At 64.4% G+C, this 20,045-nt stretch carries 20 protein-coding genes; 9 read left to right on the top strand and 11 right to left on the bottom strand.

What is annotated here, in order from left to right:
* Window positions 1–2: 2 nt before the first annotated feature.
* From BMY84_RS20345 to coxB, 7 genes are all read right to left on the bottom strand, one after another.
* A complete protein-coding gene (locus BMY84_RS20345) occupies window positions 3–650 on the bottom strand; it encodes an SURF1 family protein (RefSeq protein ID WP_093086132.1) in 648 nt (215 codons plus the stop codon).
* A 191-nt stretch (window positions 651–841) separates the two neighbouring features.
* Entirely contained in the window at window positions 842–1,672 is an 831-nt protein-coding gene (locus BMY84_RS20340; RefSeq protein WP_093086130.1) for a cytochrome c oxidase subunit 3, read from the bottom strand.
* 35 nt (window positions 1,673–1,707) lie between these two features.
* Complete coding sequence (locus BMY84_RS20335; RefSeq protein WP_093086129.1) at window positions 1,708–2,283, bottom strand: cytochrome c oxidase assembly protein; 576 nt, start codon at window positions 2,281–2,283, stop codon at window positions 1,708–1,710.
* Window positions 2,283–2,420 (bottom strand): hypothetical protein, encoded by a 138-nt coding sequence (locus tag BMY84_RS29875; RefSeq protein WP_177185027.1) that lies wholly within the window; start codon window positions 2,418–2,420, stop codon window positions 2,283–2,285. Before BMY84_RS29875 ends, BMY84_RS20335 begins: the two co-directional genes overlap by 1 nt.
* Window positions 2,417–3,337 (bottom strand): heme o synthase, encoded by a 921-nt coding sequence (locus BMY84_RS20330; RefSeq protein ID WP_093086127.1) that lies wholly within the window; start codon window positions 3,335–3,337, stop codon window positions 2,417–2,419. Before BMY84_RS20330 ends, BMY84_RS29875 begins: the two co-directional genes overlap by 4 nt.
* Before the next feature lie 129 nt (window positions 3,338–3,466).
* Window positions 3,467–5,134 carry a cytochrome c oxidase subunit I gene (ctaD, locus tag BMY84_RS20325; protein WP_093086126.1) on the bottom strand — a complete coding sequence of 556 codons (1,668 nt, stop codon included), beginning with the start codon at window positions 5,132–5,134 and terminating at the stop codon, window positions 3,467–3,469.
* A gap of 17 nt (window positions 5,135–5,151) precedes the next feature.
* The gene (coxB, locus tag BMY84_RS20320) at window positions 5,152–6,159 is read right to left on the bottom strand and encodes a cytochrome c oxidase subunit II (RefSeq protein WP_093086124.1); all 1,008 of its coding nucleotides are present in this window, start codon (window positions 6,157–6,159) and stop codon (window positions 5,152–5,154) included.
* Between the two features lie 288 nt (window positions 6,160–6,447).
* Here coxB and pyrE point away from each other — a divergent pair, with 288 nt between their 5' ends.
* The 7 genes from pyrE (at window position 6,448) to BMY84_RS20285 (ending at window position 11,100) form a co-directional block, all read left to right on the top strand.
* Entirely contained in the window at window positions 6,448–7,029 is a 582-nt protein-coding gene (pyrE, locus tag BMY84_RS20315; RefSeq protein WP_093086123.1) for an orotate phosphoribosyltransferase, read from the top strand.
* A gap of 2 nt (window positions 7,030–7,031) precedes the next feature.
* Window positions 7,032–7,760 carry a pyridoxine 5'-phosphate synthase gene (locus BMY84_RS20310; RefSeq protein WP_093086121.1) on the top strand — a complete coding sequence of 243 codons (729 nt, stop codon included), beginning with the start codon at window positions 7,032–7,034 and terminating at the stop codon, window positions 7,758–7,760.
* Entirely contained in the window at window positions 7,757–8,020 is a 264-nt protein-coding gene (locus BMY84_RS20305; RefSeq protein WP_093086119.1) for a hypothetical protein, read from the top strand. Before BMY84_RS20310 ends, BMY84_RS20305 begins: the two co-directional genes overlap by 4 nt.
* A complete protein-coding gene (acpS, locus tag BMY84_RS20300) occupies window positions 8,017–8,418 on the top strand; it encodes a holo-ACP synthase (RefSeq protein ID WP_093086118.1) in 402 nt (133 codons plus the stop codon). The genes BMY84_RS20305 and acpS overlap by 4 nt, the downstream gene beginning before the upstream one ends.
* Window positions 8,419–8,465: 47 nt before the next feature.
* A complete protein-coding gene (gene lepB, locus BMY84_RS20295; protein ID WP_093086283.1) occupies window positions 8,466–9,347 on the top strand; it encodes a signal peptidase I in 882 nt (293 codons plus the stop codon).
* 21 nt (window positions 9,348–9,368) lie between these two features.
* Window positions 9,369–10,448 (top strand): AI-2E family transporter, encoded by a 1,080-nt coding sequence (locus tag BMY84_RS20290; protein WP_093086116.1) that lies wholly within the window; start codon window positions 9,369–9,371, stop codon window positions 10,446–10,448.
* A 313-nt stretch (window positions 10,449–10,761) separates the two neighbouring features.
* Complete coding sequence (locus BMY84_RS20285; protein ID WP_093086114.1) at window positions 10,762–11,100, top strand: hypothetical protein; 339 nt, start codon at window positions 10,762–10,764, stop codon at window positions 11,098–11,100.
* 80 nt (window positions 11,101–11,180) lie between these two features.
* Here the strand turns inward: BMY84_RS20285 and BMY84_RS20280 are convergent, their stop codons facing one another.
* Together BMY84_RS20280 and rpsU are read right to left on the bottom strand one after the other, a co-directional pair.
* Window positions 11,181–11,741 carry an FKBP-type peptidyl-prolyl cis-trans isomerase gene (locus BMY84_RS20280; RefSeq protein WP_093086112.1) on the bottom strand — a complete coding sequence of 187 codons (561 nt, stop codon included), beginning with the start codon at window positions 11,739–11,741 and terminating at the stop codon, window positions 11,181–11,183.
* Window positions 11,742–11,810: 69 nt separating this feature from the next.
* The gene (gene rpsU / locus BMY84_RS20275) at window positions 11,811–12,017 is read right to left on the bottom strand and encodes a 30S ribosomal protein S21 (protein WP_056686590.1); all 207 of its coding nucleotides are present in this window, start codon (window positions 12,015–12,017) and stop codon (window positions 11,811–11,813) included.
* Window positions 12,018–12,243: 226 nt separating this feature from the next.
* Between rpsU and BMY84_RS20270 the strand changes: the two genes are divergently transcribed.
* Entirely contained in the window at window positions 12,244–13,002 is a 759-nt protein-coding gene (locus BMY84_RS20270; protein WP_093086111.1) for a class II aldolase/adducin family protein, read from the top strand.
* A 127-nt stretch (window positions 13,003–13,129) separates the two neighbouring features.
* On the opposite strand, the gene BMY84_RS20265 is transcribed toward BMY84_RS20270, so the two are convergent.
* Both BMY84_RS20265 and BMY84_RS20260 read right to left on the bottom strand, forming a co-directional pair.
* Window positions 13,130–16,705 (bottom strand): hydantoinase B/oxoprolinase family protein, encoded by a 3,576-nt coding sequence (locus tag BMY84_RS20265; RefSeq protein ID WP_093086110.1) that lies wholly within the window; start codon window positions 16,703–16,705, stop codon window positions 13,130–13,132.
* 48 nt (window positions 16,706–16,753) lie between these two features.
* Window positions 16,754–17,893 carry an FAD-dependent oxidoreductase gene (locus tag BMY84_RS20260; protein ID WP_093086108.1) on the bottom strand — a complete coding sequence of 380 codons (1,140 nt, stop codon included), beginning with the start codon at window positions 17,891–17,893 and terminating at the stop codon, window positions 16,754–16,756.
* A gap of 212 nt (window positions 17,894–18,105) precedes the next feature.
* Here BMY84_RS20260 and BMY84_RS20255 point away from each other — a divergent pair, with 212 nt between their 5' ends.
* Window positions 18,106–19,971: a CHASE3 domain-containing protein gene (locus BMY84_RS20255; RefSeq protein ID WP_093086107.1), complete on the top strand. Its 1,866-nt coding sequence runs from the start codon at window positions 18,106–18,108 to the stop codon at window positions 19,969–19,971.
* Window positions 19,972–20,045 lie beyond the last annotated feature (74 nt).

Raw genomic sequence — 20,045 nt, 5'->3', positions numbered from 1 at the left:
GTTTAGGCGGGTTTGGGGGCGTTCCGCCAGCGCAGGGCCAGAATATAGATGATGATGGCGATTCCGGCGAACAGGAACCATTGCACGGCATAGGCCAGATGATTGTTGGGCAGGTCGTCCGCGACCGGTGGCGCAACGGGTTTGAGGCCGGCGGGCGCGGTGCGGGCGATCAGCATAGGGCGGAGTGGCGGCGCCTTCCCATCGATGCGGGTGAACAGGGCGCGATGGTCCGGCTCCTGACTGATCCAGCCTTCCACCTGCCCCCCGGTCCAGCCGGGCTTGTCATCCGGTTTCTGGCCGACGCCGATCGCCACCAGCACGCCCGGCCCCTCCGCCCCGGTCGCGCAATGGGCGATATGGCGATAGCCGGTCGATCCATCGGCGGCGCGGCCGGCCTCCACCTGCCATTCGACGACGTTCAGACAATGGACCGAGGACGGGCGGAACAGGATCGCCGGGTCGACCGGCGGCAGTTTCGGGAAGGCGACGGCTGGCCGAGTGGGATTGGCGGCGGCGAGAGCCAGCGCCTGCGCCTTTTCCGCGCGGCGCTGCAACTGCCAGACGCCAAGGCCGATCATGGTCAGCACCGCCAGCGCGACGAGGATCGTCGGGATCAGGGGGATGCGGGCTTTGGCGGGCTGATCGGTCATGGCCGGTCCTTGGTTCCAGTAATTTCCCGTTCGTCCTGAGTAGCCCCTTCGACTGCCTTCCAAGGCAGGCGCTCAGCCCCTACTCAGCACGAACGGCTTTTCCGATCTTAACAGGGCTACGCATTAACCCAAAAGAAAACGGCCGGAGTGTTCGCCCCGGCCGCTCCGAACATCATGCGAGGGCCAGAGCCTCAGCCGCCATGGACCGGGGCGCCCCAGCCGCCCCAGACATAGATGGCGACGAAGAGGAACAGCCACACCACGTCGACGAAATGCCAGTACCAGGCCGCCGCTTCGAAGCCGAAATGCTGGCGCGGGGTGAAGTGGCCCTTATAGGCGCGGACGAGGTTGACGATCAGAAAGATGGTGCCGACCAGAACGTGGAAGCCGTGGAAGCCGGTCGCCATGTAGAAGGCCGAGCTATAGGGGCTGCCGCCGAATGCGAAGGGCGCATGGGCATATTCATAAGCCTGGATGCTGCTGAACAGTGCGCCCAGGATGATGGTGCACCACAGTCCCTTGATCAGGCCATCGCGGTCGCCGTGGATCAGCGCATGATGCGCCCAGGTGACGGTGGTGCCCGAGCAGAGCAGGATCAACGTGTTGAGCAAGGGCAGCTCAAACGCATTCATCACCTCTATCCCCTTGGACGGGAACATCCCCTCGATCGGTGCGAGCGCGCTGGGGAAGAGGGAGAAGTCGAAAAAGGCCCAGAACCAGCCGACGAAGAACATCACTTCCGAAGCGATGAACAGGATCATGCCGTAGCGCAGGTGCAATTGCACCACCGGCGTATGATCGCCGGCATGGGCTTCGGCAATCACATTGCCCCACCAGCTGAAGAAGGTGAACAGCACGCCGCCAAGGCCGATCAGGAAAACCGCGCCGCCACCGGCGGGCATCGCATCGGGATGCATCCACATGATCGCGCCGAACGCCATGACCAGAGCGGACATGGAGCCGAACAGCGGCCAGATGCTGGGCGGAAGGATGTGATAATCGTGATTCTTTGCGCCTGCCATGACCGCTTTTCCCTGCTCCTGTTCTTCTCTTTTCCTTAGCTTGCCTTCTTGCCCTGCTCAACAGGATAGAAGGTATAGCTCAGCGTAATCTGTTGCGTGTCCCTGTTGTCGGGATCATCGAGGATTTTCGGGTCGATATAATAGAGGACGGGCATCCGCACCTCCTCGCCCGGTTGCAGCGTCTGCTGGGTGAAGCAGAAGCACTGGATCTTCGTGAAATAGCCACCGGCCTGGGTCGGGGTGACGTTGAAGCTGGCGGTGCCGGTGACGGGGCGATCCGACATATTCTTCGCGATGAAGATCGCCATGTCCTTCGCCCCCACCGTGACCGTATCGGTCGGATGTTCGGGGTAGAATTTCCACGGCATGCCCGGCTGGACATTGGAATCGAAGCGAATCGACATGGTGCGGCCGATGACGGCGCGCGCCGCCTTGTCATCGGCGGCGCGGCTGGTGGTGCCGCCAAAGCCGGTCTGTTCGCAGAAGATGCGATAGAGCGGGACCGACGCGAAGCCGAGGCCCAGCATGGACAGGCCCACCACCGCCGTCGCCACCAGCGTCCGGCGATTGCGCCGGTCACGGTCAAAGGGCGAAGGCGGGAGCGAGGCCATCAGATCGCGTGGCTCGCGCCGATCTTGGCCAGGGTGATGGCGAAGAAGAGGATGGCGAGGAAGCCCAGCAACAGGCCGGTGACGATCGAGCGCGACTTTTGCCGGGCGCGAATCTGGTCCTGATCCTCCGGCTTCATGCCAGCAGCCAGCGGTCGACGACCACTGCCCCGAACAAGAGGAAGAGATAGAGGATCGAATATTTGAACAGGCGCCGTTCCGGCTTCATGCGGGCGGGGTCGGTTTCCCGGCTGCGATAGACCTGGAAGGCGAGCGCCACGAAGACAGCCGTTCCGGCGAGCGCTACGCTGCCATAGACGATGCCGGTCAGGCGCAGCAGCACCGGGGCCAGCGCGGCGGCGGCCATGATCGCGGTGTAGAACCAGATCTGGCGGCGGGTCGCGCGTTCACCGGCGACCACCGGCAGCATCGGGATGCCAGCGGCGGCATAGTCCGGGCGCACGAACAGGGCCAGCGCCCAGAAATGCGGCGGCGTCCAGAAGAAGGTCAGCATGAACAAGGCGACCGGCAGCGCGCCGACATCGCCCGTCACCGCCGCCCAGCCGATGATCGGCGGGAAGGCGCCGGCCGCGCCGCCGATGACGATATTCTGCGCCGTCCGGGGCTTGAGCCAGATAGTGTAGATGAAGACGTAGAAGAGGATCGAGACGAGCAGCACGCCCGCCGCGAACCAGTTGGTCGCGACCCCCATCAGGATGACCGAGAAGAAGGACAGGCCGACGCCGAAATGGAGCGCCGCCTGCCGGTCCATGCGGCCGGCGGGCAGCGGACGATTGGCGGTGCGCTTCATCTTCGCATCGATATCGGCTTCCCACCACTGGTTGAGCGTGGCGGCGGCCCCGGCGCCCAGCGCGATGCACAGGATGGCGGTGAAGGCGAGGACGGGATGGATATGGCCTGGCGCGGCGAGCAGGCCGCACAGGCCGGTGAACACGACCAAAGTCATGACGCGCGGCTTGGTCAGCGCGACGAAATCGCGCCAATGGGCGGGCATCATGGGCGTTTCCACCCCGGACATGATCGGCGTACTGGCCATAAACTCCTCTTGCATCGGCCGCGCCCCTTACAGGCATGGGCCGATTCCGGCAAATGGACAGACGGTCCTACCCCCGTCCGCCCGCTTTTGCGCGGGTGCGCCCGGCCGGAACCGGGCGCTCTATCCTTATCAGTCGACGACGGGCAGCGTTTCGAACTGGTGGAAGGGCGGCGGGCTGGACAGGGTCCATTCCAGCGTGGTGGCACCTTCACCCCAGGGATTGGCTTCCGCCTTCCTGCCGGCCGCGAGCGACCAGATCAGGTTGATGAAGAAGATCACCATGCCGCTGGCCATGACCATATAGCCCATGGTCGCGACCCAGTTCCAATGTTCGAACGCCGCCGGATAATCGGGGTAGCGACGCGGCATGCCCGACAGGCCCAGGAAATGCATCGGGAAGAACAGCAGGTTCACGCCGATGAAGAACACCCAGAAATGCAGGTGGCCGAGGAACTCGTTATACATCTTCCCCGACATTTTCGGGAACCAGTAATAGAAGCCCGCGAACAGGCCGAACACCGCGCCCAGCGAGAGGACATAGTGGAAGTGGGCGACGACATAATAGGTGTCGTGCAGCACGTCGTCCACGCCGCCATTGGCCAGCACGACGCCGGTGACGCCGCCCACGGTGAACAGGAAGATGAAGCCCAGCGCCCACATCATCGGCGTCTTGAAGCTGATCGACCCACCCCAGATGGTCGCGATCCACGAGAAGATCTTGATGCCCGTGGGGACGGCGATGACCATCGTCGCGGCGGTGAAATACATCTTCACATTCACCGACATGCCGGTGGTGAACATGTGGTGCGCCCACACGACGAAGCCGACCACGCCGATCGCGACCATGGCATAGGCCATGCCGAGATAGCCGAACACCGGCTTGCGGCTGAAGGTCGAGATGATCTGGCTGACGATGCCGAAGCCCGGCAGGATCATGATATAGACTTCGGGATGGCCGAAGAACCAGAAGAGATGCTGGTAGAGCTCGGGATCGCCACCGCCGGCGGCATCATAGAAGGTGGTGCCGAAATTGCGGTCGGTCAGCAGCATGGTGATCGCGGCGGCCAGAACCGGCAGCGCGAGCAGCAGCAGGAAGGCGGTGACCAGCACCGACCAGACGAACAGCGGCATCTTGTGCAGGGTCATGCCCGGCGCACGCATGTTCAGGATGGTGGTGATGAAGTTGATCGCGCCGAGGATCGACGAAGCGCCCGCAATGTGCAGCGACAGGATCGCCATATCGACGGCGGGACCGGCCGATCCGCTGGTCGAGAGCGGGGCATAGACCGTCCAGCCGGTGCCCGCGCCATTGCCGGTGCCGCCGGGGAAGAAGGTGCTGCCCAGCAGCAGCGCGAAGGCGGGGATGAGCAGCCAGAAGCTGACATTGTTCATCCGCGGAAAGGCCATGTCCGGCGCGCCGATCATGATCGGCACAAACCAGTTACCAAAGCCGCCGATCATCGCGGGCATGACCATGAAGAAGACCATGATCAGGCCGTGGGCGGTGATCAGCACGTTCCACAGATGATAGGCCTGATCCAGAGTCGCCTCCGGCCCGTCCATCATCATCGCCCAAGTGTGCAGATACTGGATGCCCGGATGCGCCAGTTCGGCGCGCATCAGGCCCGAAATGCCACCGCCGATGATACCGGCGACGATCGCGAAGATCAGGTAGAGGGTGCCGATGTCCTTGTGATTGGTGGACATGAACCAGCGCTGGAAGAAGGCCGGCTTGTGATCGGCATCATGATGATCATGGGCATGATCGCCGTGATGATCCGCGGTGATGGTGGTCATGACGTTCCTACCCCTGATCAGATTTTCTTCTCGGTCGCGGCGGGAGCGGCTTGTGCCGTCTTTTCCGCTGCGCCCTTGAGGCTACCGCCCTGCGACAGCACCCACTGGTCGAACTGTTCGGGCGGCAGCGCCTCGATCGCGATCGGCATGAAGCCGTGGCGCGCGCCGCACAGTTCGGAACATTGGCCGTAATAGACGCCCGGCTTTTCGATGAAGACGCTCTTTTCATTGAGGCGGCCGGGAACGGCGTCCATCTTGAGCCACAGCGAAGGCACGGCGAAGGCGTGGATCACGTCGGCGCCGGTGATGATCAGCTTGACCGGGCGACCGGCCGGCAGCACCAGACGATTGTCGGGCGCCAGCAGATAGGGCTCGCCATTGGCCTTCGCCTTGTCTTCGGGCAGCAGGTTGGACACATATTCCGGGATCGCATTGTCCGGATATTCATAGCCCCAATACCATTGATAGCCCGTCACCTTGACGGTCAGCGCATCCTTGGGCGCGGGCTTATACTGGTCGGCCAGCAGGCCGATGGACGGCACGGCGACGATCAGCAGGATCACGACCGGCAAAACCGTCCAGATCACTTCGATCAGCGTGTTGTGCGATGTCTTGGACGGCACCGGATTGGCGCTGCGGCGATAGCGCCACATCACATAGAGCATCAGGATCAGCACGAAGACGGAAATGACGGTGATCAGCGGCAGCAGCAGCACGTCGTGCAGCCAGCGCGCAGTGTGGCCGGTGGGGCTGAACTGTTTTTGCAGGGTGATTTCGCCCGGCATCGGCATACCGATACCTTCCGTCGGCTTCATGCGCGGCGGCGCGGCGACCTTGGGCGCGGCGGGCGCTGCTTGGGCTGTTGGTGCGGTCGCGTTGGAGGCCGATTCGGCCGGTGCGGCGGCATTGTCCGCTGCGGGTGCGGCAGCGACACTATTGTCCTGTGCGAGTGCCGATCCATTCAATGCGAGTGCGGGCATCAAGGCCAACAACCCGGCGAGAACGAGCGATTTCACCGTTTTCATAGCGTCTTCGTACCCCTAACCCCTTGGCGCCGCTGCAACGAAGACGCACTTTATGCGCTATGGTCCTCGCCCGTTTCGGTTCTTCCGCGGCTTATAAGCAGGCTTTTCCCCTGCCTCAAGCATGAGGGAGCAGATTTTCTTCGCTGTTGCAACGCTTCCCTTGGCCGCCTATTCGGCAGGCAGAGCGCACAGGGGCGCGATCATGGCAGGCCGAAGGGCCGGTCATGCTGACGGAATGGCGGACCGGACGCAGTAGCGTCGGGTCGCCCGACATGGATAGTGGACGGCATGAACGACGAGGAAGTATTGGCGGAATTCCGGGCGGCGGGGGCGCTGCTCGAAGGACATTTCATCCTGTCGTCGGGCCGCCGCAGCGCCAATTATCTGCAATGTGCCCGCGTCCTGATGAATGCGGAACGCGCCGGCAAGCTGGCCCGCGCCACCGTGCAGAAGCTGCCCCGCGAATTGCGCCAGGAAATCGACCTGGTCGTGTCGCCCGCCATGGGCGGCCTGATCATCGGCCATGAAATCGGCCGCGCGCTGGACAAGGACGCGGTGTTCCTGGAACGGCCGGAGGGCTTTTTCGAGCTGCGTCGCGGCTTCACCATCACGCCGGGGCAGAAGGTGCTGATGGTCGAGGACGTCGTGACCACCGGCCTGTCGTCGCGTCAGGCGATCGAATCGGTCGAGAAGGAAGGCGGCATCGTTATCGCCGAAGCGGCGCTGGTCGACCGGTCGGCCGGCGAGGTCGATCTGGGCGTGCCCTTCTACCCGCTCGTATCGATCAACTTCCCGGTCTATGACGAAGACGCCGTCCCGCCCGAACTGGCGGCGGTCCCCGCGATCAAGCCCGGCAGCCGGAAGCAGTAACGATGACCATGCCCCTTCGCCTTGGCGTGAATATCGACCATGTGGCGACCATCCGCAACGCGCGGGGGGGCGAACATCCCGACCCGGTCAAGGCCGCCCTGCTGGCGGTGAAGGCCGGGGCGGACGGCATCACCGCGCATCTGCGCGAGGATCGCCGTCATATCCGTGACGCCGATATCGCCATGCTGATGGCGGCGCTGGACGTGCCGCTCAATCTGGAGATGGCGGCAACGCAGGAGATGCTGGACATCGCCCTGCGCCACAGGCCGCACGCCGCCTGCATCGTGCCGGAAAAGCGCGAGGAGCGCACCACCGAAGGCGGGCTGGACGCCGCCGGACAGTTTGCGACGCTGCAACCGATCGTGGCGGCGCTGAACGAAAGCGGCATTCGCGTCAGCCTGTTCATCGAGGCCGACGCCGCGCAGATCGACGCGGCGATTCGGCTGGGCGCGCCGGTGGTGGAATTTCATACCGGCGCCTATGCGCACCTGACCGGCGAGGCCCGCGCGGTCGAACTGCGCCGCATCGCCGACGCCGCCGCGCTGGCGGCCAAAAATGGCATCGAGCCGCATGCCGGCCATGGCCTGACCTTCGACAATGTCGCGCCGATCGCCGCCATCCCGCAGATCGCCGAACTCAATATCGGCCATTTCCTGATCGGTGAGGCGATCTTCGGCGGGCTGGAAGCGAGCATCCGGGAGATGCGGCGGCAGATGGATCTGGCGCGGTGAGCCTCGCCCGGACCGCTCAACCGATGCTGTTTTGGATACTGTTTTCGGTTCATTGGGCTGTCCTGGCTTATTTAGCTATCGGTGTAGTGGTCGGCTTCATTATGGCCATGTCAGGCACCTTTTTATTGCCAGCGATCTGGCAGACGGCAGGGCTGGCATTTGCCCAAGAACGAAAGCGCAGCGCATTGGTTGGGCAAGCGAATGTCGTGTTAATAACCCTAGGCATCGTTGATATCTGCGCCGTTTGGATTTTCGCATGATCATCGGTCTCGGTTCCGACCTATGCAATATCGAGCGTATCCAGAATTCGCTCGATCGCTTTGGCGAACGTTTTGTGCAGCGCGTCTTTACGCCAGTGGAGCAGGCCAAGGCCGAGCGACGCCCCTTCACCAAGGCGGGCACGCTGGCCAAGCGCTTTGCCGCCAAGGAGGCCTTTTCCAAGGCGGTGGGCACCGGCTTCAAGGCAGGCGTGTTCATGAAGGATATCGGCGTCGTCAATGCGCCATCGGGCGCGCCCACGCTGGCGCTGACCGGGGGGGCGCTCAAGCGGCTGGAATCGATGGTGCCGGCGGGTCATAAACCCGTCATTCATCTGACGCTCACCGACGATCATCCATGGGCGCAGGCCTTCGTCATCATCGAAGCCCTTCCCCTGTAATGACCAACCCGATCACCGATCCCGACGCCCCCAAGGAAAGCCCGCCCGTGACGGCCATCGACCTGCCAGAAGACCAGACCATTCAGGGCGCCCCGCCCCCGGCGGAGACGAAGGCCCCGGTCAACTGGTTGCAGGAGGTGAAGAGCATCACCCTGTTGATCCTGGCGGTGCTGGCGTTCCACAGCTTCGTCGCCAAGCCCTTCTACATCCCGTCCGAATCGATGATGCCAGTGCTGCTGACCGGCGACCGTCTGGTGGTGAGCAAATTCCCCTATGGCTGGTCCTATGTCTCGCCCAGCTTCCACCCCCTGCCCTTCATGAAGGGGCGCATTTTGGGCCACCTGCCTGAGCGTGGCGACATCGTGATCGTGTCCCCACAGAACCGGCGCGAGGATTATATCAAACGGGTGATCGGCCTGCCCGGCGACATTATCGAGGTGCGCGGCGGTCAGGTGATCCTGAACGGCGTGGCGGTGCCGCAGAAGGCGCTCAAGCCCCTGCGCATCCCGGTGGACGGCAATGCCCCCTGCCCGCCGCTGCAATTCCCCGGCGCGCTGGTAACGGGCAAGGATGGCAAGGAATATTGCGAACTGCCGGTGCGGCAGGAAATCCTGCCCAATGGCAAGACCTATGTCACGATCGACATGGGGCCGAGCGCGCTCGACTGGTATGGGCCGGTGCGGGTGCCGCAAAATCATCTCTTCCTGATGGGTGACAATCGCGACAACAGCGCGGACAGCCGCGCGCCGCTGGAGGAAAATGGCCTGGGCGGACCGGTGCCGTTCGAGGCGATCGGCGGCCGGGCGGAATTCATCACCTTCAGCCTGGATGGCGATTCGACCTGGAATCCGCTGACCTGGATTCATGCCTTCCGTAGCGGGCGGGCGGGGAACAGCCTGCGGCCGGAGAGCGTTCCAGCAGCGAAATAACCGACGAAGGGGCACCGGCTTTTGAGCGACACGAACAGGCAGCATGTCGAGGAACCCGGCCCCAGCGAAGTTCGCAGTCCTTTAGTCAGCCATGAGTTGCAGCGCGCGGGCGTGTGGTGCGCGCTGGCCGTCGCCATTGCCCTCGTCGTGCTGCTGGCGCAGCCGCTGATGCTGATCATGGGCGCGCTGGTACTGGCGACGATGATGGATGGCGGGGCCCGGCTGCTGGGCCGGGTGCTGCCGATCTCGCGCGGGTGGCGGCTGACCATCGTGCTGCTGGGCGCGGTCGCCTTCATGGCCTATACTTTCTACCTGACCGGATCGAGCCTGGCGGCGCAGGCGCAGGCAATGCGGACCATCGTGGAATCACAGGTCGCGCGGATCGGCGGGTGGATGCAGCAACTGGGCATCAGCACCACGCCCGACGACCTCAAGAGTCTGGCCAGTCAGGCGATGAGCAGCATGGGCCGGGTGACGGCGGCGGTCGGCACGGCCGTCGGCGCCGTGACGAGCGGCGTCATGATGCTGGTACTGGCGATCTTCATCGCGATCGAACCGAAGCTGTATGAACGCGGCGTCGCCTGGATGCTGCCGATGGACAAGCGCGCCCATTTCTATGCCATCGCCGACAAGATGGGCTGGACGCTGCGCCGGCTGATGTTCGGCCGGCTGATCGGCATGGCGGTGGAGGGCGTGGGCACATGGCTGTTGCTGTGGGCCGGCGGCGTACCGATGGCGGGGCTTCTGGGCATCCTCACGGGCCTGTTCGCCTTCCTGCCCAATATCGGATCGATCATATCGGGGGCGCTGATCATCCTGGTCGGCTTTTCCGGCGGGACCGACACGGGCCTCTATGCCTTTGGCGTCTATATGGCGGTGCAGGTGATCGACGGCTATCTGATCGTACCGATGGTGGCCAAGCGCGCCACCGATCTGGCCCCGGCGCTGGTGCTGGCGGCGCAGATATTGTTCGGCGCGCTGTTCGGCCTGATGGGCCTGTTCCTGGCCGATCCGATCGTGGCGATGATCAAGGTCTATCTGGAAGAGCGGTCCAAGGCGCTGAAGGGACGGGCGAAGGGCGGTTCGGAGACAATCGCTTAGGGTCTGTTCGTCAAACCCGTTCTCTTCGAGCCTGTCGAGACGTCTCGCGCAACGGTTCTCGACACGCTCGAACCGAACGGAGGTGGTGTGCGGCCTCGCTTCACCTGACGACGCTTAACTTCGCATATTTCCCGTGAATCGTGAAATTTCCTGTCCCGTTCGCGATATTTTATGACCAACAACCCGTTGTGCGCATACCCTGCGTCTAGGCCAATGCGCGCGCGTAGGACAGTTATCCGCTTTTGCGCTGGATCATTCCGGCCACTTCTGCGCTTCTTTATACAGGCAGAGGATGACAAGAAGGACGCGAAGGATGACGATTCACCTCGACAAGCAGAAGAAGCTGCATTTTGACCTGACCAATGTGGGTATGCGGGCGCAGGCGACGGCAGTGGGCATGTTGCAAATGTGCCTGGAATTGCGGCGCGCGGGCGTGCTGGACGAAGCGGCGATCGAGCGGATCAAGAATGCCATCGCCTGCGATATCGAAGTGTCGGCGCCGCGATCGGTCGCCAATGCCGAATATCGGCGCGACATCAAGGCGCGGCTCGACAAGCTGTTTGCGGGCGAAGAGCGGGTCGGCAGCGCCGATGCTTTGGCCTTTGGCGCCAGCCCGGCGGTAGATGATTCGGTCTGTCAGGGACATGCCTGAAAACAGGCAAAGAAAAAGGGGCCGGAAACGGCCCCTTCTCCTGATCAGACTGGCTGGCTGATCTGATTTAGCTGCGCGGCTTAGTGGCCACCCTGTGGCGGCATGGCACCTTGCTGCTGCATCTGCTGCTGGATCTGCATCAGTTCCGCCTTCGACTTATAGTCATGCAGCGTGACGTCGAACACCAGCACAGAACCGGCCGGGATCGGGCCGGCGGCCTGATCGCCATAGCCAAGCTGCGGCGGAATCCAGAGGCGGTACTTGCCGCCCTTCTTCATCTTTTGCAGGCCTTCGGAGAAGCCCGGCACCACGCCGTCGATCGGCATGGCGGCCTGCGGATTCTCGTCGAACACGGTGCCGTCTAGCAGAGCGCCCTTATAGCCAACCAGCGCCACATCGGCCGGAGTCGGGCTGGCGCCCGTACCTTCCGAAAGAACCTTGAACTGAAGGCCCGATTCGGTGGTCACGACACCGTCCGCATGGGCATTCTGGCTCAGGAAAGCGGCCGGCGAAGCGTCCACGCCCTGCTGCCCCGCCCAGGCAAGACCACCCGCCGCCAGAGCGACGGCGGCAACGCCGATCCAGAGCCGCGTCAGCGACCCCTTGGCAATAGGGCGAAGGGGAACAGCCGTGGTGGACATGGGCGTTAAGCTCGCAATTAAGGGCAGGACAAGCTGGAAAACGGGGCGCGGGTGCGCCCCGGACGGCGCTTACTTCGCGCCGTCGCGCTCTGCGCGCTTGCGTTCCATCTTGCGGGCGCGACGGACAGCGGCAGCCTTTTCACGGGCGCGCTTTTCCGACGGCTTTTCGTAGTGACGACGCAGCTTCATTTCGCGATAAACGCCTTCACGCTGCAGCTTCTTCTTGAGCGCGCGAAGAGCCTGGTCGACATTATTGTCGCGAACGATGATCTGCATAAGTCCGTCAATCTCCAATCGAAAACGGGCGGTTCGCCGGGACTTGTCTGTCCATCCCGACGGGCCGACCGAATAGCAAAGCCAGTGAGTCGTCGCGGGTCACCCCACGCCATGTGGGCGGCGCCCTACCAGCAGGGGCATGGGAATTCAACCCAAAAGGACCATATCTCGACATTCCGGGCGGATCAGCGGATAGTGGCGGCATAAAAACAGGAGGAGGATCGCCATGGCCACCGCCATAAAAGGCCCCGATGTGTCGCCCGCCGAATGGGAAGCGCGCCAGCAACTGGCCGCCTGTTACCGGATTTTCGACCATATGGGCTGGTCGGAACTGATCTACAACCACATCACCCTGCGCGTTCCCGGTGAGGATAGCGCCTTCCTGATCAATCCCTTTGGCCTGAGCTATGGGGAGGTGCGCGCATCCAATCTGGTGAAGATCGATATCGATGGGCAGGTGCTGGACGGCAGCCCCTATCCGGTCAATCGCGCCGGTTTTACGCAGCATAGCGTGTTCCACCGGCACCTGCCTGATGCCCATTGCATCATCCATACCCATACGACGGCGGGCATGGCGGTGAGCGCTTGTGCCGAAGGGCTGCGGCCGATCAGCTTCTATGCCGCCGCCTTCATCGGGCGAATCGCCTATCATGATTTTGAGGGCGTCACGATTCGGGCCGACGAGGGCGAACGGCTGATCGCCCATCTGGGGGACCAGCGGGCGATGATATTGCGCAACCACGGAACGCTGGTGATGGCCCCTACCCTGCCCGAGGCCTTTCTGAAGCAATGGCTGCTCCAGCGGGCCTGCGAGATTCAGGTGGCGGCAGGGGCGGCGGGGACGCCGGTGGATATCCCTCCCGAAGTGATCGCGGTGCATCAGCGCGATCTGGCCGGGGTGCAATTGCCGGTCGGGCCGGGCGTGCCGGATTTTCAGGCGATGCTGCGGGTGATTGACAGGGTCGATCCAAGCTGGCGGGATTAGGGCGCGGCGGGCCACCATGTAACCGTTCGTGCTGAGTAGGGACTGAGCTTGTCGAAGGCCCGTATCGAAGCATATGTCCTTCGATACGCCATTTCGACTTCGCTCAATGGCTACTCAGGACGAACGGTTATAATTTTGTCCGGCCAAATCCCCCGCCGCCCGGCGTTTCGATGATGAAGGCGTCGCCGGCCTGCAATTGGGCGGTGGCAGTGGGGCCGAGCGGTTCGATCGTGCCGTCGGCACGTTCCACCCGGTTGCGGCCGACATCGCCGGGATGGCCGCCCGCCAGGCCAAAGGGCGGCACGGTGCGGCGGTTGGAGAGGATGCCGGCGGTCATATCCTCCAGGAAGCGAATCCGGCGCAGGCCGCCATTGCCGCCATGATGCGCGCCCTGCCCGCCTGAACCGGGGCGAATCGCAAATTCCTCCAGCAGCACGGGGAACCGGGTTTCGAGGATTTCGGGATCTGTCAGGCGGCTGTTGGTCATGTGCGTCTGGACCACATCGGCACCGTCATAATCGGGACCGGCGCCCGATCCGCCCGCGATCGTCTCATAATATTGGTGGCGGGCATTGCCGAAGGTGAAATTGTTCATCGTCCCCTGCGCCCCGGCCATGACGCCCAGAGCGCCGAACAGGGCGTCGGTGACGACCTGGCTGGTTTCGACATTGCCCGCGACGACGGCGGCGGGATGGCGGGGGCGCAGCATCGAGCCTTCGGGGACGATGATGTCGATGGGCTTGAGGCACCCGTCATTCATCGGCACCGCCTCATCGATCAGGGTGCGCACGACATAGAGGACGGCGGCGCGCACGATCGAGGCGGGAGCGTTGAAATTGCCGGGCAGTTGCGCCGACGTGCCCGCGAAGTCGATGGTCGCGGCGCGCGCTTCCCGGTCGATCGAGACGGCGACATGGACAGTTGCGCCATTATCCATCGCATAGCTGAAACGACCATCGTCCAGCTTACCGATCAGGCGGCGGACGGCAGCTTCGGCCTGATCCTGCACATGGCCCATATAGGCGGATATCGTTTCGATACCGTAATTATCACTGATGCGGCGCAGTTCGCTGGCGCCCTTCGCACAGGCGGCGATCTGGGCGGAGAGATCGGCGATATTCTGGTCAATATTGCGCGCGGGGAACGGGCCGGACGCCAGCAGGGTGCGGATCGCCGCTTCGCGGAAATCGCCCTGATCCACGACGAGGAGGTTATCGAGAAGAATGCCTTCCTCCTCCACCGACTGGCTGCCGGGCGGCATGGAGCCGGGGGTGATGCCGCCGATATCGGCATGATGGCCGCGCGCAGCGACATAGAAGCGGGGCGTGTCGCCATCGACGAAGACCGGCATGACCACGGTGACGTCGGGCAGATGCGTGCCGCCATCATAGGGGGCGTTCAGGGCATAGACGTCGCCGGGCAGCATGCCGCGCCCGTCGATCGGCGTACCGTCCGCGCCGGGGCCACGGCGGCGCAATATGGCGCGGATGCTTTCGCCCATGCTGCCCAGATGTACCGGCATATGCGGCGCATTGGCGACTAGATTGCCCTGCACGTCGAACAGTGCGCAGGAGAAATCGAGGCGTTCGCGGATATTGACGGAGGAAGCGCTATGCTGGAGCGCGGCGCCCATCTCCTCGGCAATGGCCATGAACAGGCCGCCCATCACCTCCAGCCGGACCGGATCGACGGCGGTGGCGTCGTCGCTTTGCGGTTTCGGCCGGGGCGTGTGGCGGGTGAGGAGGAGATTGCCGATCGGGTCGAGCCGCGCGCGCCAGCCCGGTTCGACCGCCGTGGTGGAGACGGGATCGATGATGAGCGCAGGGCCATCGATGACGCTGTCGAGGGACAGGCCGGCACGATCATGGACCGGCGCTTGCGTCCCGGCATAGTCGACCTGCGCCAGTGGCGGGGCGGCCTGTTCGGCTATGGCGACGATATTGCCCATATCCTCGGCCGTGGAGGCGATCGCTTCGACGCGGGCCATGTCGATGAGGATGCGCCCCTGCCCTTCGAAGCCGAAGCGGGCGCGATGCTGAGCCAGGAAATCGGCGCGCATGGCATCCGCATCGCCCAGCGGTACGTCGAACAGGCTGTCCGTGCCGTCATAGCGCAAGCGCAGCAAGGTTTCGATGCGATCGGCCTGTGGCAGGTCGGCGCGGGCATCGGCGGCGAGCGTGGCAATGGCGTTGGCCAGCGCGCTCGCTTCGTCCAGCGGCAGGGCCAGGGTGCGTTCGCGCACGGCGCGGCGATCGGCCAGACCCATGCCATAGGCGGACAACACGCCGCCCAGCGGGTGGATCATCACCCGGTCCATGCCCAGCGCGTCAGCAACCAGACAGGCATGTTGCCCCCCTGCCCCGCCGAAGCTGGCCAGCGTATAGCGCGCCACATCATGGCCGCGCGCGACCGAGATGCGCTTGATGGCATTGGCCATGCTGGCGACGGCGACGGCGATGAAGCCCTGCGCTGCTGCGCGCGCGGTCAGGTCGCGACCGGTTTCGTCCTTCACCTGCGCGCAGATATCCGCAAAGCGGGATTCCACGGCGGCGCGGTCGAGCGGCTGGTCACCATTGGGGCCGAACAGGCTGGGGAAGACATCGGGCTGAATCTTGCCCAGCATGACATTGCAGTCGGTGATGGTGAGCGGCCCGCCGCGCCGGTAGCAGGCGGGGCCGGGCACCGCGCCGGCCGATTCCGGGCCGACGCGGAAGCGGCCATCAACAAAGGAGCAGATGGAGCCGCCGCCCGCCGCGATCGTGTGAATGCGCATCATCGGCGCGCGCAGGCGCACGCCCGCGACCTTGGCTTCATTGTCGCGCTCATAGGCGCCGGCATAGTGCGACACGTCGGTCGAAGTGCCGCCCATGTCGAAGCCGATGACTTCGGTGAAGCCGGCCTGCTGCGCCGTGCGAGCCAGGCCGACAATGCCACCGGCCGGGCCGGAGAGGACGGCATCCTTGCCCCGGAACAGCCCGCCATCGGTCAGGCCGCCACTCGACTGCATGAACAGCATGTCGGCGCCCTGCCCCAGCGCATCGTGCAGGCCGTCGACATAGGCGCGCAGCACGGGGGAGAGATAGGCGTCGGCCAGCGTGGTATCGCCGCGCCCGACCAGCTTGATCAGCGGGGCGACATCATGGCTGGCGCTGATCTGGGTGAAGCCGATGTCTGCGGCGATCTGCGCCAGCCGCTGTTCATGGGCGGGATAGAGATAGCCGTGCATCAGCACGATCGCGACGGCGCGCAGGCCCTGATCATAGGCGGATTGTAGTGCGGCGCGGGCTTTATCCTCGTCCAGTGCGGTGCGGATCGTGCCATCGGCCATCAGCCGCTCTTCGATCTCGATCACATCGGCGTGGAGCGGATCGGGCAGATGGATGGCGCGGGCGAACAGATCCGGCCGTTCCTGCGTGCCGATGCGGATCGCATCGCGAAAGCCGCGGGTGATCGCCAGCAGGACGGACTCGCCCTTGCGCTCCAGCAACGCATTGGTGGCGATGGTGGTGCCGATGCGCAGCGAACAGGGCGGAATCGGCCCGTCACCCGCCCCGCTCAGCCGCCGCACCGCCTCCACCGCCGCATCTGCATAGCGTTCGGGGTCGCTCGACAGCAATTTGGCGGTGCGGAGGGTGCCGTCGGGTGCGCGCGCCACCACATCGGTAAAGGTGCCGCCGCGGTCGATCCAGAATTGCCATGTCATGGGCAGGCGTGATGGCGGCACGCCCACCGGATAGCAAGGCGCTTTGGCTTATGCCCAGAAGGTTGCGAGTTGCCGGACTGCGGCTTCGGCGGATGCACGATCGGCTTCCTCATTGGCGTCGCCATATCCGAACCATTCGTCCTGCCCCGTCGGCTGCACGACGATGCCGTCGCGCCGGGCCAGCATCGACAGGCCCTGATAATAGACGCCATAGGTGACGCCGGGCTGCGGGATCAGCCAGGCGATCTGGCCGCGCACCGGCACGATACTTTCGTCGCGCCACAGGGTGCGGGCGCCATAGCCGGTGCAATGGATGATCGAGGATTGCTTCAGCCGGGTGACGTCGCCGGGGGCATGAAATTCCATTGGGAGGATATGGCCGCCCGCGAGCAGGAAATCGCTGGTCAGATGGCGCATCAGGTCGGCGACGTTGAAGGTCAGCGAAGAACTGCGCCGGGCGAAGGCCGGGCGGAAGGGATGACTGCCGGGGGGCAGGTCGACGCTGCGCGGCGTGATGTCGGCCAGACGGGATTCGAGGCGCAGGAAGCCGGGCTTTCCGCTGATCGAGGGCGGATGACGCTGAGCATCGGCGGTGTCGGACAGCATGTAGCGATCGGTCCATTCGACCGGATCGCCGGCCATGCCGAGCATAGACTGGAAATAGGTGAAGGAGGTGCGGGCCATCCCCTCCCACCGGTCGGCGAAGCCGGCGTCGACCGCGCCCTCCATCGCCACGCGGCTGTCGGGCGACCAGGTGCCGGTGGCGCGGGCGGAGCGGACGAAGGGGAATTGCTCTTTGGTATAGATGGTGACTTTCGCGCCCGCGCGCTGGGCGGTGAGCGCGGCGGTGAGGCCGAGCGCGCCCGCGCCGATCACCGCGACGTCGCGCACGCCATCGGCCAGCGCCAGCGCGACGGCCCGCTCCGCCGACCCCCAGCTCAAGGACCAGCCGCTGCCGCCATGGCCATAATTATGGATCACACGCTTGCGGCCGACCTGCTCCACCTCGATCCGGGGGCCGGCGGCGCGGAAGGGACGCAGGCAGACGGTGGTGCGGAAAATGCGGTCGGGCGTAGCGCGCACCGGCTCCAGCCCGGCCAGCGGATCGAAGGCGCCGCGGGCCGCCGATGCCAGCCCGACCATGCCCGCGCCGCCCAGCGCCGTGCCCAGAAATGCCCTTCTGTCCATGTTCCGCCCTCCCTGTGATCCGTTTTAAGGGTCTGTTTGAAAAATGCGCGAAAGAGCGCATTTTTGTTGCCGCACCGGAGGCGCATTTCCAAACAGATTCCAAAGCCCAACGAAGCTGCGCCGTCCAACCGCCAGAAGGCAAAGGACAAATGCGCACCGGCACAGCGCAGCAGAGCTTGCCCTGTGATGGTGAATGCAACATGAGGTACGCCATGCCTGCCCTGCGCCCCGAACGATCCATCGTCATCCTGCTGCTGGCCCTGATCGTCGTCGTGACGGCGGTGAGCGGCACCTTCTGGCTTTATCGGGGGCAGCAGGCGGAAATCGCCTGGGTCAACCATACGTTGCGGGTCGAAAACCGGTTGTCGATGCTGCTGGCGCGGGCGCTGGCGGCGGAAAGCAGCCAGCGCGGCTTCATCCTGACCAAGCGTGAGGATTTCCTGGAACCCTATCAGGATTTCCGGACGCATTGGCGCGATGAATGGGGCAGCCTGCGCAGCGAAGTGCATGACAATGCCGACCAGATGAAAGCGGTCGACGCACTGGGTGCGATGATCGAGCAACGGGTCGACATGCTCCAGGCCGCGATCGAGCGTCGCCGTGAAGGCCGCTCGCTGCCCGAACAGGCCTTCCTCCCCGGTCTGGCCATGACCGCGCGCATCCGCGCCCATGTCGCCCATATGAAGACGCGCGAGGAACAGTTGCTACGCGACCGGTCCATCGCGGCGAACCGGATGAGCATCATGGTCACGGCCGGGCTGGCGCTGAGCGCCGCGCTGGTCATCATCCTGGGGCTGATGGCGCTGCGCAATGCCCAGCGGCGGATGAGCGAGGCGGTGGAAAGCCGCGAGGCGCTGAGCGCTGCCCATGCCAGGCTGATCGGCGAAGTCGAGGAGCGCGAGGCCGCGCAGGCCCAGTTGCGCCAGGTGCAAAAGATGGAATCCATCGGCCAGCTGACCGGCGGCATCGCGCATGATTTCAACAATATGCTGGCGATCGTCATCGGATCGCTCGACATGGCGCGGCGGCGGCTGGGCGAGGATGGCGATCCCCGCGTGATGAAGGGCATCGACAATGCGACCGAAGGCGCGCAGCGCGCCGCGCAACTGACGTCCCGTCTGCTCGCCTTTTCGCGTCAACAGCCACTCGATCCGCAGCCGACCGACGTCAACAAGCTGGTCGGTGGCATGTCCGAACTGCTGCGCCGGACCATAGGCGAGGATATGCGCGTGGAATCCGTGCTGGCCGGCGGCCTGTGGCGCGCCAGCATCGACCCCAACCAGCTGGAAAGCGCAATCCTGAACCTGTGCGTCAATGCGCGCGACGCCATGCCGGGCGGCGGGCGGCTGACGATCGAGACGGCGAACGCGCATCTGGACGACGCCTATGCCGCCAATCATGACGAAGTGACGCCGGGCCAATATATATTGGTGTCGGTCGCCGACACCGGCACCGGCATGCCGCCGGACGTGGTGGAGCGCGCCTTCGATCCCTTCTTCACCACCAAGGGCGTGGGCAAGGGGACGGGGCTGGGCCTCAGCCAGGTGTTCGGCTTCGTCAAGCAATCGCGCGGCCATGTGAAAATCTATTCCGAGCCGGGCGAAGGCACGATCATCAAAATCTACCTGCCGCGCCATTATGGACCGGACGCCGCGCAGGGCTATGCCGCGCCCGCCGCCGACAGCCTGCCCCGCGCACAGGGCGAGGAAATCATCCTGGTGGTCGAGGATGAGGACCGGGTGCGCCACATGTCGGTCGATTCATTGCGCGAGCTGGGCTATACCGTGGTGCAGGCGTCCGACGGCGAGCAGGCGCTGGAGATGCTGACGATCCAGCCGCGCATCGACATGCTGTTCACCGACATCGTGATGCCCGGCATCAACGGCCGCATTCTGGCGGACCGGGCGAGCGCGGAGCGGCCGGGGCTGAAAGTGCTGTACACCACCGGCTATACCCGCAACGCAATCGTCCATAACGGCATGCTGGACCCCGGCGTCGCCTTCCTCGCCAAGCCTTTCACCTTCGACCAGCTGGCGATCAAGGTGCGGCAGGTGCTGGACGGGGATGGGGTGGCGTAAAGGGAGCCTCGGTGAGCCGGCATTTCCAACTGCCTTTCTCGCCATCATGATCGGGTGATTGCAGGCCAGATAAT

The sequence above is a fragment of the Sphingobium sp. AP50 genome (genome assembly GCF_900109095.1).
Lineage (GTDB): Bacteria > Pseudomonadota > Alphaproteobacteria > Sphingomonadales > Sphingomonadaceae > Sphingobium.
This window is presented reverse-complemented; position numbering and strand designations above follow the sequence as displayed.

Coding starts and splice junctions, on each gene's coding strand:
- coxB (WP_093086124.1), bottom strand. CDS start 6,159: ATGAAAACGGTGAAATCGCTCGTTCTCGCCGGGTTGTTGGCCTTGATG.
- BMY84_RS20330 (WP_093086127.1), bottom strand. CDS start 3,337: ATGGCCAGTACGCCGATCATGTCCGGGGTGGAAACGCCCATGATGCCC.
- BMY84_RS20335 (WP_093086129.1), bottom strand. CDS start 2,283: ATGGCCTCGCTCCCGCCTTCGCCCTTTGACCGTGACCGGCGCAATCGC.
- BMY84_RS29875 (WP_177185027.1), bottom strand. CDS start 2,420: ATGAAGCCGGAGGATCAGGACCAGATTCGCGCCCGGCAAAAGTCGCGC.
- rpsU (WP_056686590.1), bottom strand. CDS start 12,017: ATGCAGATCATCGTTCGCGACAATAATGTCGACCAGGCTCTTCGCGCG.
- BMY84_RS20340 (WP_093086130.1), bottom strand. CDS start 1,672: ATGGCAGGCGCAAAGAATCACGATTATCACATCCTTCCGCCCAGCATC.
- BMY84_RS20310 (WP_093086121.1), top strand. CDS start 7,032: ATGACCATGCCCCTTCGCCTTGGCGTGAATATCGACCATGTGGCGACC.
- BMY84_RS20260 (WP_093086108.1), bottom strand. CDS start 17,893: ATGGACAGAAGGGCATTTCTGGGCACGGCGCTGGGCGGCGCGGGCATG.
- ctaD (WP_093086126.1), bottom strand. CDS start 5,134: ATGACCACCATCACCGCGGATCATCACGGCGATCATGCCCATGATCAT.
- BMY84_RS20255 (WP_093086107.1), top strand. CDS start 18,106: ATGCCTGCCCTGCGCCCCGAACGATCCATCGTCATCCTGCTGCTGGCC.
- pyrE (WP_093086123.1), top strand. CDS start 6,448: ATGAACGACGAGGAAGTATTGGCGGAATTCCGGGCGGCGGGGGCGCTG.
- BMY84_RS20280 (WP_093086112.1), bottom strand. CDS start 11,741: ATGTCCACCACGGCTGTTCCCCTTCGCCCTATTGCCAAGGGGTCGCTG.
- BMY84_RS20265 (WP_093086110.1), bottom strand. CDS start 16,705: ATGACATGGCAATTCTGGATCGACCGCGGCGGCACCTTTACCGATGTG.
- BMY84_RS20345 (WP_093086132.1), bottom strand. CDS start 650: ATGACCGATCAGCCCGCCAAAGCCCGCATCCCCCTGATCCCGACGATC.
- BMY84_RS20270 (WP_093086111.1), top strand. CDS start 12,244: ATGGCCACCGCCATAAAAGGCCCCGATGTGTCGCCCGCCGAATGGGAA.
- acpS (WP_093086118.1), top strand. CDS start 8,017: ATGATCATCGGTCTCGGTTCCGACCTATGCAATATCGAGCGTATCCAG.
- BMY84_RS20285 (WP_093086114.1), top strand. CDS start 10,762: ATGACGATTCACCTCGACAAGCAGAAGAAGCTGCATTTTGACCTGACC.